Source organism: Undibacterium sp., from assembly GCF_030683615.1.
In the GTDB taxonomy this organism is placed as follows: Bacteria; Pseudomonadota; Gammaproteobacteria; order Burkholderiales; family Burkholderiaceae_D; genus Undibacterium; species Undibacterium umbellatum.
In genome coordinates this window covers 217,792-230,788 of record NZ_JAUXQE010000010.1, presented here as the reverse complement: position 1 = coordinate 230,788, position 12,997 = coordinate 217,792, and the positions used below count along the sequence as shown (strand labels likewise).

At 49.8% G+C, this 12,997-nt stretch carries 9 protein-coding genes; 5 read left to right on the top strand and 4 right to left on the bottom strand.

Annotated elements, in window-relative coordinates:
* Positions 1 to 87: 87 nt before the first annotated feature.
* The 4 genes from Q8K39_RS06665 to Q8K39_RS06650 all read right to left on the bottom strand — a co-directional run bounded on the left by Q8K39_RS06665 (position 88) and on the right by Q8K39_RS06650 (position 6,004).
* On the bottom strand, positions 88 to 2,862 hold the full coding sequence (locus Q8K39_RS06665; RefSeq protein WP_305258869.1) for a nitrate reductase: 2,775 nt from the start codon (positions 2,860 to 2,862) through the stop codon (positions 88 to 90).
* 68 nt (positions 2,863 to 2,930) lie between these two features.
* Positions 2,931 to 3,275 (bottom strand): nitrite reductase small subunit NirD, encoded by a 345-nt coding sequence (gene nirD / locus Q8K39_RS06660; protein ID WP_305258867.1) that lies wholly within the window; start codon positions 3,273 to 3,275, stop codon positions 2,931 to 2,933.
* Positions 3,276 to 3,299: 24 nt separating this feature from the next.
* Entirely contained in the window at positions 3,300 to 5,729 is a 2,430-nt protein-coding gene (nirB, locus tag Q8K39_RS06655; RefSeq protein WP_305258865.1) for a nitrite reductase large subunit NirB, read from the bottom strand.
* 104 nt (positions 5,730 to 5,833) lie between these two features.
* Complete coding sequence (locus tag Q8K39_RS06650; RefSeq protein ID WP_305258863.1) at positions 5,834 to 6,004, bottom strand: hypothetical protein; 171 nt, start codon at positions 6,002 to 6,004, stop codon at positions 5,834 to 5,836.
* 17 nt (positions 6,005 to 6,021) lie between these two features.
* Here Q8K39_RS06650 and Q8K39_RS06645 point away from each other — a divergent pair, with 17 nt between their 5' ends.
* From Q8K39_RS06645 to Q8K39_RS06625, 5 genes are all read left to right on the top strand, one after another.
* Positions 6,022 to 6,318 (top strand): hypothetical protein, encoded by a 297-nt coding sequence (locus tag Q8K39_RS06645; protein ID WP_305258861.1) that lies wholly within the window; start codon positions 6,022 to 6,024, stop codon positions 6,316 to 6,318.
* Between the two features lie 60 nt (positions 6,319 to 6,378).
* Positions 6,379 to 7,473 carry a histidine kinase gene (locus Q8K39_RS06640; RefSeq protein WP_305258859.1) on the top strand — a complete coding sequence of 365 codons (1,095 nt, stop codon included), beginning with the start codon at positions 6,379 to 6,381 and terminating at the stop codon, positions 7,471 to 7,473.
* Between the two features lie 7 nt (positions 7,474 to 7,480).
* Complete coding sequence (locus tag Q8K39_RS06635; protein ID WP_305258858.1) at positions 7,481 to 8,605, top strand: sensor histidine kinase; 1,125 nt, start codon at positions 7,481 to 7,483, stop codon at positions 8,603 to 8,605.
* 36 nt (positions 8,606 to 8,641) lie between these two features.
* Entirely contained in the window at positions 8,642 to 9,427 is a 786-nt protein-coding gene (locus tag Q8K39_RS06630; protein ID WP_305258857.1) for a LytTR family DNA-binding domain-containing protein, read from the top strand.
* Positions 9,428 to 9,729: 302 nt separating this feature from the next.
* Positions 9,730 to 12,828 carry a TonB-dependent receptor gene (locus tag Q8K39_RS06625; protein WP_305258856.1) on the top strand — a complete coding sequence of 1,033 codons (3,099 nt, stop codon included), beginning with the start codon at positions 9,730 to 9,732 and terminating at the stop codon, positions 12,826 to 12,828.
* The last annotated feature ends 169 nt before the right edge of the window (positions 12,829 to 12,997 follow it).

Below are 12,997 nucleotides of genomic sequence, written 5' to 3'. Positions count from 1 at the left end.
TCGTGATACCGCATTACTGTTGACTGTAATAGTGAAAATCGGAGTGCCTGCCTGCCGCCTGTTAAGCCAGGTCTATTTTTTCTAACTTCATGCTGTTAGTGAATTTTTTTCCTGCATATTCAAATTGATCATTTTCTTCAGTTCCGGTACACAGGAGCCACAATTCGTTCCGCATTTGAGTTTACCCTGCAAGTCAGTCAGGATATCGGCAGCCAAACCATCCATGTCACCAAGCGCCTTATTAATTTCGGCATCAGTGACATTCAAGCAGCTGCAAACCACTTTGCCACGTGCGGCAAAGCCCTGCGGCGCCGTGGAACTGGGCATAAGCAAGAGACGGCCCAGCCTGGCGACCGGCTCCTGTGCCTGCAGGAAGTCCTTGAGCCAGGCCTCAGCAGACACATCGCCAGCCAGCGCAACAGCAGCCAGGCCACCTTCTTTCAGCAGAATATGACGCGAAACACTGCGACGCTTATCGTCATAGCGCAAGACATCTGTACCCTTTATACCAAACAGTTGCTCGATTTTTTCAAGAATGTCAATTGCTACCGCTTCTTCATTGCCAGCGCGGAAGATCACTCCCACTTTGTCGCGACCAAATGGTGTGCAGGATGCATAGGCAAACTCGCGCATATAAGGGCGCAAGGCAGTTTGGACAGTATAAGCTTTTTCACTGTCCAGCCATGCAAATACCACAAAACGCCATGGCAATTCTGCCTTCAATATCTTGACGGCGGCAGCTTTCAGCTCTGGCTGTTTTGAGCTGGGATCTATCGCTGGTGATGTCAGGGCATTCACCCCATAACTGGCATTCTGACTATGACCACGACCAGATACATATTCTTCACCCCAGTGCATGGCAATGAAAACCTGGCCAGCACGCTGCTCATCACTTTCGACTACTGGCAATATAACCGTGCCACGGCGGCTACTGACATGTACCAGGTCACCCGATTTCAGGAAACGCCTCTGCATGTCTGTAGCTTCCATGCAGATGCCAGGTTCTGCTACGTGGGCAAACAACTGCGCCACTGTCCCCGTGCGGCTCATGCCATGCCATTGGTCACGCAGGCGACCGGTATTGAGGGAGAATGGATAGCGCGCATCAACTGCATCTTTGACCGGCTGATACACGGTAATGATGAAACGTGCGCGACCATTGGCTGTGGGGAAGATGCCGTCTTCATACAAACGCTGTTTGCCGGTGCTGGCACCAGCCGGATAAGGCCATTGCTGCGGCCCCTGCTGCTCGAGTATGCCGTAAGACAAACCTGTGATATCCAGGTCACGGCCACCGGTGCTGTCGCGGTGTTCATTCCATACCTGTTCATCGCTATCGTACTTGAAGTTTGCTGGCGACTTACCCAGCAAGGGGGCCAGTGCCTGCGCAAACTGGCTGGCGATTTGCCAGTCATGTTTTGCTTCACCGGGCGCAGGTAAGGCGGGGCGCACACGGGATATGCGGCGCTCAGAATTGGTGACGGTGCCCGTCTTCTCAGCCCAGGTGCTGGCTGGCAAAAGGATGTCTGCATACGGCACGGTGGCCGTAGTTGTATACGCTTCCTGCACGATCACCAGATCGGCTTTTTGCAGAGCTTCGCGTATCAGGTTTTGCTCAGGCATGGATTGTGCAGGATTGGTGCAGACTATCCAGATGATCTTGATCTCACCCTGCCGGACTGCTTCAAACATTTCCACTGCGGTTTTGCCAGGTGTTGCAGGTACGTCATCTACCCCCCAGTAGGCAGCAATTTCTGCCCTATGTTCAGCATTACCAAGGTCGCGATGACCCGACATCAGGTTGGCCATGCCACCGACTTCACGCCCGCCCATGGCGTTTGGCTGCCCGGTCAAGGAAAACGGCCCGGCACCCGGCTTGCCGATTTGATGGGTAGCCAGATGCAAATTGATCAGCGCCGCATTTTTTGCAGTACCGGCAGATGATTGATTGAGCCCCTGGCAATACAGCGACAGGCTGGCTTTGGATTGTCCAAACCAGCGCGCCGCTTGCACCAGATCGACTTCCTTGATGCCGCAGGTCTTGGCGACAGCTGCAGGTGTGTAGTCACGCACGGTTTGCTTGAGTTCTGCAAACCCCTCGGTATGTTCCTGGATATAGGCCAGATCGATCAAGTCTTCCCACAGGCACAGATGCAACATGCCATTGAAAAGGGCAACATCGGTGCCAGGCAAGATAGGCAGGAACAGATCTGCTTCACGCGCGGTATCAGTACGGCGCGGATCGGCAACAATCACTTTCAGGTTTGGATTTTTTTCCCTGGCCTGTTCCAGTTGGCGATATAAAACCGGATGGGCATAGGCCATGTTGGAACCGACAATAAAAATGACTTCCGCCAGGTCTATGTCTTCATAGCATGTGGGCGGAGCATCAGCACCCAGAGTTTGCTTGTAGCCAGCCACCGCACTGGACATACACAGACGCGAGTTGCTATCGATATTATTGGTGCCGATCAAACCTTTGGCAAGTTTGTTGAAGACGTAATAATCTTCGGTCAGCAATTGACCAGAAATATAAAATGCCACACTGTCCGGGCCATGTGCCCTGATGGTGTCAGCAAACTTGCCCGCCATGCTGGCGATGACGGTATCCCAGCCACTGCGCTGGCGCGATACTTCACGTCCGGCGACTGGATCGCGCATTTCTGGATAAAGTGCCCTGACCTGCTGCTGTATTTTCGCATCAGCCGACAGATGTAAGGTACTGCCCTTGCTGCACAGACGGCCAAAATTGGCTGGGTGATCCGGGTCACCACGTACCCCTGTAACCTGCCCGCCTTCGCTTTCAATTACTACACCGCAACCAACGCCGCAATAACAACAGGTAGATTTGGTTTCAGTCATACATGCCTTTTTCAAGTGCAAGCTGCTGCAATTTAGACTGCAGCGGCCCGGCTTATTATCCTTCGACTTTATGCCTCTACTGCCAGTGTCGATAATTCATTTGCATCAAGATAGACCTGATCTGCTTCCACTTTCAAGCTGAATTTTTGGGTACAGCCCTCATCTGGAGAAATCGCACAACCCGTGGGTAACTCTATATTCCAGTTATGCAAGGGGCAGGCCACTCTTTCGCCAAAGACGATGCCTTGTGATAAAGGGCCTCCTTTGTGCGGGCATTTATCCAGCAGGGCGAACACCTTGTTTTCACTATTCCTGAAGATAGCCACATCCGGCTTGGCTGCACGTGCAACCACGCGCGCGCCCAATACGGGGATATCATCAACGCGACAAATAACTTGCCATTCCTGACTCATGTTTTTTCCTCTCAAAAAATGGCGTTATGCTGGCAAGCGTTCAAACTGGCGGGTGTCGACCTGAGCTTTTTCTGGTTCATGCCATGGATCAGATTCACCTTCCAGCGCAAACAGCAGATGCTGATACAGGTCTTTGCGACGACCATGGTCTTCCAGGATAATCTTCTTCACATAATCAAGACCGACGCGGGCGAGGTAATGCACAGTGCGTTCCAGATACCATCCTTCTTCCCTATATAACTGCAGGAACGCACCGGTGTATTCCATGACCTCTTCATGGGTTTTCAGTTTGACCAGGAATTGTGCGACTTCGGTTTTGATACCGCCATTGCCGCCGACATAAATTTCCCAGCCAGAATCAACACCAATCACACCAACGTCTTTGATACCTGCCTCTGCGCAATTTCGCGGGCAACCGGACACGGCCAGTTTGACCTTGTGCGGCGCATACATGCGTGCCAGTTCACGTTCCAGTTGTTGTCCCATGAGGGTGGAATTTTGCGTACCGAAACGGCACCATTCACTGCCCACACAAGTTTTCACGGTACGCAGACCCTTGGCATAAGCCAGGCCGGATGGCATGCCCAGATCTTGCCAAACAGCGCGCAAGTCTTCTTTCTTCACGCCCAGCAAGTCGATACGCTGACCACCAGTGACCTTGACTGTCGGTATCTTGAATTTATCGACGACATCGGCAATCCTGCGCAATTCGCTGGCATTGGTCTCGCCGCCCCACATACGCGGGATGACGGAGTACGTACCATCTTTCTGTATATTCGCATGGGAACGCTCATTGATGAAGCGTGATTGTGGATCATCCTTGGCTTCACGTGGCCATGTAGAAATCAGATAATAATTGATGGCCGGGCGGCAGCTGGAGCAACCGTTAGGTGTGCGCCATTCCATGAATTCCTGTACACCTGATACTGTCAACAGCTTGTTGGCCTTGATGGCATCACGCACTTGCTGATGGCTATGATCAGTACAAGCGCACATGGGTTTGACTTTAGAGGCAGTCGAATAATCACCACCCGCAGTGAACATGATGATCTGCTCTACCAAGCCAGTACAGGAGCCGCAAGATGCCGATGCCTTGGTATGCTTGCGCACATCATCCAGCGTGAACAGGCCTTTTTCCTTGATAGCCTTGACGATCGTACCTTTGCAGACACCATTACAGCCGCAGACCTCGGCCTCGTCCGGCATGGCGGCAGCCTTGGTGTGGCCTTCATGGCCGACGTCACCTGTATTTGATTCACCAAACATCAGGGAATCACGAATTTCTGAAATATTCTTGCCTTCGCGCAGCAGCTTGAAATACCAGCTGCCATCGACGGTATCGCCATACAGGCAGGCACCGATGAGCTTGTCGTCTTTCACCACCAGCTTCTTGTAGACGCCACCTATGGGATCGGACAAGATAATTTCTTCAGTGTCTTTGCCGCCCATGAATTCACCAGCAGAAAACAGATCGATACCTGTCACTTTCAGTTTGGTGGAGGTGACTGAACCCTGGTAACGGCCTATGCCAAAATTCGCCAGGTGATTGGCGCAAACCTTGGCCATTTCAAACAAAGGTGCAACCAGACCATACACTGTGCCGCGATGATTGACGCATTCGCCTACAGAGTAAATGCGCGGGTCATAGGTCTGCATGGTGTCATTGACAGTAATGCCGCGATTGCAGTACAGGCCAGCAGATTCAGCCAGCGCAGTATTGGGGCGTATGCCAACTGCCATGACGATCAGTTGCGCAGGGATTTCCAGTCCATCTGTAAAGCGTATGGATTTCACATGACCAGCATCATCTCCAATGATGGCTTCGGTATTTTTTTCAAGCAGGAAGTTCAGGCCCCGGTCTTCCAGGGATTTTTGCAGCATCTTGCCAGCAACGGGATCAAGCTGACGCTCCATCAACCAGCCTGGCAAATGCACGACAGAGACGCTCATGCCACGCATTTTCAAGCCATTGGCGGCTTCCAGGCCCAGCAGACCACCACCAATAACGACAGCATGCGTATGCTTTTCGGCTGCGTCTATCATGGCATTGGTGTCATGAATATCGCGGTAGGCAATCACGCCCTTGAGGTCCTTGCCAGGCACAGGCAGCATGAAAGGTGTGGAGCCTGTCGCCAGCAACAGACGGTCGTATTCGGTCTGGGTGCCATCTTCGGCGATCACCAGGCGACGTGCCCTGTCTATCTTGACGATTTTCTTGCCCAGGTGCAGCGTGATATTATTTTCTTCATACCAGTCCACATCATTAAGCATGATGTCTTTGATGGTTTGCTCGCCTGCCAATACAGGTGATAGCAGGATGCGGTTGTAATTGGCATAAGGTTCTGCACCAAATACGGTAATGTCATACAGGTCGGGCGCGATCTTGATTAATTCTTCCAGGGTACGCACACCTGCCATACCATTCCCTACCATCACTAGCTTGAGTTTCTTCATGGCTGCTCCTTTGCTTGTCTCCGCAGACTCTAAGCAAGAGCAATGCCAGTTCAATTTTCCGAGAGGGCAGTGCACCCTGTTTTTATCAACCTGCACCAATTTGACTAAGCATAAATATGGTTTTCGCTATAAAAAACTGACAATTCTCTAGGTGGCGACGAGGCTGATGCCACTTCTTGAAGCAAGCCCGCAAAATCCTCACTACCGTCATACAAAATCCAGCCATTCTGGTGCATTACGTCATTGAAACCAGATAACGCACGTTTTTCGCGCATGAAAGATAGCCGGCCGAATGAGCAGTAGTACGCTTATATCCTCTGGATATCTCCCCCGGATCGAAGAAACTACCTGTATTGCCTGTCAACCTGGCAATCTGGCAGTCTTGCCCATTGTCGCCAATGTGCTGATGTTGTTGATGTTGTTGATGTTGCAGATACCGATAGCAGGCCAGGCCCCATTTCATCCCGGCTTTTACCAAATTGATCCCTACTTGCTGGGATACACTGTGAATTTGTGCAATAGTCAGCAACACCTCTATGGAACTGGCAAATCATTCCTGCTTTATGAATTGCAGATATGCCACGCATAAAGCAAAATAAGCGTCGAGCCAGACGACCCGGATGACCATGCATTACATCTTGCACTATCCATGATGCCCCAAAAAAAATGGAAACTTCCTGACTGGAAGCATTTTCTCTTCATCCTGCTGGCATGGATGCTGGTTATTTTCTTCTTCAGCCTTGCCGAATATGTAGATTCTATTAAAGCAAACAAACCTGCCGAGTTTAGTACTTTGTTGAAGTTCAGTGCGATGTCATTCTTAAGTTACATCCTGCTGAGTACCATCCTTCTGATCATCTTCGAAAATTTGCCCAGCCGCTGGCTGACTGCAACACATTTATTGATCATCTACGTGCTGATGATAGGCATCTTTCTGCCGCTGGAAGTTTGCTATGAAATTAGCACCAATTATCTTTTTGCAAGAAAAAAAACTCCTCCATCTGTTTTGCAGATGTTGACAAACATGGCTGCCATGGGGTGGTGGTTATTGGGTTTTCAAGCCAGTGTTGCTTATTTCATGCAAGTTGCGGCTACTCTCTGGCAGCGCAGCCAGGAACAAGCCAGGCGTACCCAGGAATTACGTCAAAAAAATCTGATGCTGCGCCTGTCTCTGATGGAGTGTCAACTTGAACCTTATTTCCTGCTCAGCTCGCTAGACGGCATAGGAAATCTTATCCGGGTAGCAGAGCGCAGTCTTGCGACCACGGCCCTGGCCCGCCTTAGTGATTTACTGCGCTATGTCCTGCGCTTTAGCGGGGATGAAAAACCATCAATGGCTGACGAATTAGGTTTTGCAAAAGCCTACCTGAGTTTGCAAGAATTACGCCATGGCCAGTATCTGCAAGTCAAATGGACATTATCTGAGTATCACTGGTGCACCGTTTCTTGCCCTCCTTTATTGCTACATGCAATACTGGACCTGGCCCTGCATTGGTCAGTCATGTTTCAACAAAAAAACCATCTCTTGCAAGCGAACCTGAGGAAAAATGCCGGCATGATTCTGTTTCACGTCAGCCTCGCACTGGAGACTGCAATAGCGGAACCCGATATGACACAAATCGCCGCTATCAGGGAGAGGTTGGATATCCTGTATGCAGGTATGGCCAGTCTTGAGATGACGCAAAATAATGCGCAAATCGATCTCAGTATGTGCATTCCGGCTGGGGAGTATCAGGATGGATAAGCAGCCCATGCGTATCATCACAAACTCTGTACGGAAAATCCACGGTGATAAGCCTGGCAACAAGGCCATTTACCTTACTTTGGCATTTACATTGTTGATCTGGTTATTGATTGCCAGCCTGCATTGCCTGGCTTTTTACAAAGACACATTGCGTACCCGCCCAGATGCGAAGATGTCTTTTGAGTACATCACCATACTGCCTGGATATATTCTATTGGCTGCAATCAGCTGCGGCTTCGCCATCGCGTTCTCAACAAAAAATGAGAACTGGCCGAGCAGCAAAGACATGCTGCTTTCAGCATGCCTGACTATAGTACTGGGGCTTCCGGTACTGTCTGGCCTTGCGGTTTTCATGGATACAACACTCAATCATCCTGCCTACACCATGCAAGCAGCCCTCAGCAAGCGCCCTGGCTTTTTCTACTTCACCGATGCCGCTTTGTTACTGTTCTCCTATCTGATGCAAGCCGCCTATGCATTCTGGCTAAAAAGTCAGGCAGAAAATCTGGCCTATATTCAGCAAAACAATGAGAGTCTGGCATTGCGACTGCGCCTTTTGCAGGGTCAGCTAAAACCCCACTTTTTGTTCAATGCACTCAATAGTATCAGCGCACTTGTCAGAACCGCAGACCGGCAACTGGCATCCAGCGCACTGGAAAAACTCAGTGAGCTGTTGCGCTACGTGGTTCATTCAGGAAAACATGAATGGCTCAGTGTCGCCGACGAAATCGCGTTTACCAAAGCCTACCTCGATATGCAAATGCTACGCTATGGTGAGCGAGCCAGTATTAGCTGGAATATGGCAAATGAAGCCTGGCAAGACCTGGCCTGCCCACCTTTACTATTTCAACCACTAGTGGAAAATGCCATACACCACGGAGTAGAACAAAATCATGAAATTTGCCACCTGCAAATTGAACTTGCCAGAAAAAACGATATGCTGGAATTTCGCATCAGCAACCCACTGTTCAAACAGACATGCAACAAGAAAGGTCACGGACTGGGTTTATCTGCTAGCCGGGACAGGCTTGCCATCCTTTATGGATCACGGGCAACACTAAAAACCACGGCAGCAACAGATAGCTATACAGCGATACTGGAATTTCCTTTGCTTTTTTTGAAGCAGACATGAAACATACAAACTGAACCTTTTGTCTTCATTACAAACATGAGCCTCAAAAAAGTCCTACTGGTTGACGATGAATTGCCAGCACTCGTCAACATGCAATATGTCTTGACAGGTAATCCTGTCTGGCAATTGGTCGGTAGTTGCTATTCGACTGCCCTCGCCAGGGAATTCATGCAAAAAACGCATGTAGACTTGATATTGCTGGATATAGAAATGCCGGACCAGAATGGTCTGGATTTTGCGCGTGAACTGTGCAACTTGCCAGATGCACCGTTGATCGTCTTCATTACGGCCTACGACCAGCATGCTGTCAGCGCTTTCGATGTATTTGCACTCGATTACCTGCTCAAACCTTTTGATGATGAAAGATTCAATCTCATGTTGCAAAGGGCCTTGCAGCTATTGCATCTGAAACAAAAAGCCTTGAACTCATCGGCCGTACAAGATTACCTGCAAGACAGAGCTGCGTTTGATGCTGGCAAGCCCAGCCCGGAATTACAACAACTCATCATCAAGTCCATAGGTAACACTGAGCGCGTCAATCTTGATGAAGTAATCTGGCTCGGCACCGCTGCCAATTATGTAGAAATTCACCTGCGCAATCGGGTCGTCTTGCACCGAGCCACTATTACCGCCATGGAAACACGCCTGCCAGCACATCAATTCATACGTCTGCACAGAACCGCCATTGTTCGTTGTGAAGCAATTGTCAATTTAAAAGTACATGCTGATGGCAGCCATCATGTTCATCTGAGCAACGGTGATGAAGTCAGAGTCAGTGAAAGTTATCTGAAAAATCTGAAGAAGTTATTTACGCCGAGCTAAAAAACGAAGCGCGCAAAAAACAACGAATTCCCCTGCTTCATCCCTGCCCCATCCCGTTTCATCACGCACAAATTTTCCCCATCACCTGGCAATTCCAATTCATCCCTAGTCGATAGTTAGCGCATTTTATTCATGGCAAAGTCTCTTTCATACCGACTTGCCACTTGGATTTTTTTGACGCTCCAGGTTCAGGCATGCGCTTGTGCACTTCTCCAACTCAATGCAGGTAAAGATTAAGGAAAGGCAGCAAGCACCATCGGGACAGCCCCTTTCGCTTTCAATGAAAACCATTAGGAATTTACATGCAAAAACGAAATCATGTATTTAAAAAGAAACTGGTCGCTCACGCGCTGACGCTGGCTTTTGGCGCAGGCGTACTGGCAATGGCCTATGCCCCGGCTGTGCACGCGCAATCGAATGCAGCAGGTACTGTATATGGCAAGGTCAACGCTGGCTCGGCCACAACAGTCGTGTTGAAGAATACTGAAACCAATCTGACTCGCAGCGCAACGGTAGATGTCACAGGCAAATTTCAAGCCACCGCACTCCCCATAGGCAATTACCGCATCAGTCTGATGAAGGACAATGTGACATTGTCGACACTGGAAGTCGAGGTGCTCGCCGGTCAAGGTGTGGAAGCTGCATTTAATGTAGATACATCTGGCATACAGACCGTCACTGTAGCGACCACGCGCAAACGCATTGATGTCAGCAATGCCAGCAACGGCGCGACTTTTACAGCAAAGGAGCTGGATAAACTGCCTATCGCCAGGAACATCAACTCCATCATACAACTGGCACCCAACACCACCCGCAGCGACCCTACCTATGCCGGCGGTGCTGCATTCGCTGGTGGTGGTGCGTCAGAGAATGCCTACTACATCAATGGCATGGTGGTTACCAATCCCTTGACGCAACTGGGTGCATCAGAATTACCCTTTGGCGCAATTTCACAAGCGCAGATCTTGGTGGGTGGCTTTGGTGCAGAATTTGGTCGCTCGGTCGGCGGTATCGTCAACATTACCACCAGGGGTGGCACCAACAATTGGGAAACGGGTGTTTCCCTCAATACTACACCGAATTCTCTGCGAGCCAAGCGGCTTGACTACTACTACCCAAATATAGGTGCCAGCAATACCAAGGCCACTGATGGTACTTTGCGCCTGCGTCGCGAAGACAATGTTTTCAATGAAACACAAATCGGTGCCTATCTCGGTGGCCCTATTATCAAAGACAAGTTGTTCATGTTCATCGCCGCTGAAGGTACGCGTTCTGACAATGGCCAGGTCAACCAGGGCAGGACTTCGTTGACCCTCAAAGAGAATGGTTGGAAGGAACAAAAGAATGAGATCAATCGCTTCTATGGCAAACTGGACTGGAACATCAACGATGATCATCGCCTGGAATTAACCGCCATCGGTGACAAGACCAAGCATGATAACAACTATTATTCTTATGACTACGCCACCCGTGCACGCGGTAATGTCGTCAAGTCTTCAGAGCATATAGAACTTGATCCTGATGCGAATACAGGCGACAACGGTGCCGATGTCCTGAGCCTGCGCTACGTTGGCAACATCACTGATAATTTGACCTTAACAGCCATGTATGGTCAAAGCAAGGCCAAGCATGTCTACCAGCCAGTTGGATATAACGCCAATTTGTTCGCTGTATCGGCAGATGCCAATAACCGTGCACCCGGCTTAAATTACAACTCCTCGCAAGCTTATAGCGGTAATCTTAATTTTGACGGATCCACTGACAGCATCAAATCCATGCGGCTTGATCTGGAATACAAACTGGGCAAGCACTTGATCCGTGCTGGCGTGGACAATAATTCGGCCGACTCCGTCAATGCAGGCGTCTATAGTGCCGGGGGCGGTACCTGGACCTACCTGCGCACCACCACACCAAACGCGCCTATAGATGTCACCGGTGGCGTTGTCCCTGCACTGGCACAATATGGAGGACTGGCAGCGCAAGGTTACTACGTCCAAAAAGGCTTGTACTCTACCGTATCCAATGCCTACACCGAGCAATCTGCCCAGTACCTTGAAGACAAGTACCAGATCAACAAGGATATGTTGCTGACCTTTGGTTTGCGCAATGAGCAATTCGCCAATTTGAATCAGGACAGGGTCAAATTTGTCGAAATGAAAAACCAGCTTGCGCCACGATTTAGTGCAGCCTGGGATGTCAATGGCGATTCTACATTCAAAGTGTTTGGCAGTGCCGGCCGTTACGCCGTACAAATGCCATCTGTGGTCGCTCTGCGCCAGTCTAACGGTTCGCTCAATACCAATCAGTATTTCACGTATACCAATACAGACTCAAATGGCTTGCCTACTGGCCTGGTTCCTGTCACCGGAGCCTTGTCAGGTAATAGTGAATTTGGCCAGGCCAAAGATCCCAAGACTATTGCTGCAACCAATCTCAAACCCATGTTTCAGGATGAACTGACGCTGGGTTTTGAAAAAGCCTATTCGCAAAATCTGAACTTCGGTGCCAAAGTGACTTACCGTAGCTTGCGCTCCACGATAGATGACCTCAGCGACCCGCGCGTGTTTGAAGACTGGGCAAACCGTAATCATGTACCTATTGGTGACACATGGAATTTCTCTGGTGCAGCCTTCAATCCGGGAGAAGACAATGATTTCCTGATTGATTTCAAAGGTGGTAAGGGTTACTCACAAGTACACTTGAGCGCCGCAGAAATTGGCATGCCTAAAGTTAAACGTATCTACAAGGCACTGGATCTGTTTGCCGAACACCCTTACCGCAATGGCTGGTATGGCAAACTCAATTACACCTGGGCACGTAGCGAAGGCAATACGGAAGGCCAGACCCTGTCAGATACAGCAACAGGCCAGGCAGATGTGGCAACGACGCAAACCTGGGATTACAAGGAATTGATGTACCACGCCAATGGCAGATTGCCAAATGACCGTACTCATCAGATCAAAGCCTTTGGTTATTATGATCTGACACCAGAACTGACGATAGGTGGAAACTTGCTGATTGCCGCTGGTCGCCCCACCAATTGCAAAGGTTCGCTGCCCAACCCGGACCCGCGCGCAGTCAATTTTGGCATTAACTACAACTCTGCGCACTTTTACTGCTTTGGCGCGACACCCAAGGACAACGTGCCATCTCCCCGTGGTTCAGTCGGCAATCTCGAATGGGACAGACGCCTGGATCTGAATCTGAGCTATAAACCTCAGCAAGTCAAAGGTCTGGTTCTGAAGATGGATATCTTCAACGTCTTCAATGCACAAGTTGTACAGAAGGTAGAAGAACGCTGGAACAACCGCAATGTTTTACTCAATACCTATGGACAAGTCCTGAGCCTGAGTGCGCCACGCAGTGTCCGTCTGGGGGCTGAATACAACTACAAGTTCTAACCCGCTTTTTCTCAATTCTCTCTTTGCGCCTTTGCAGTCATACTGCTTCAGCATAAGTGGTATGCCACTGCAAAACTTTACACGCCCGGCTCGCCGGGCGTTTTTTTGTTTCGCCTTCTTCTTTAGATTGGTATTGCTCTTGCTGTTAATAGTGCATTAACATAAGGGC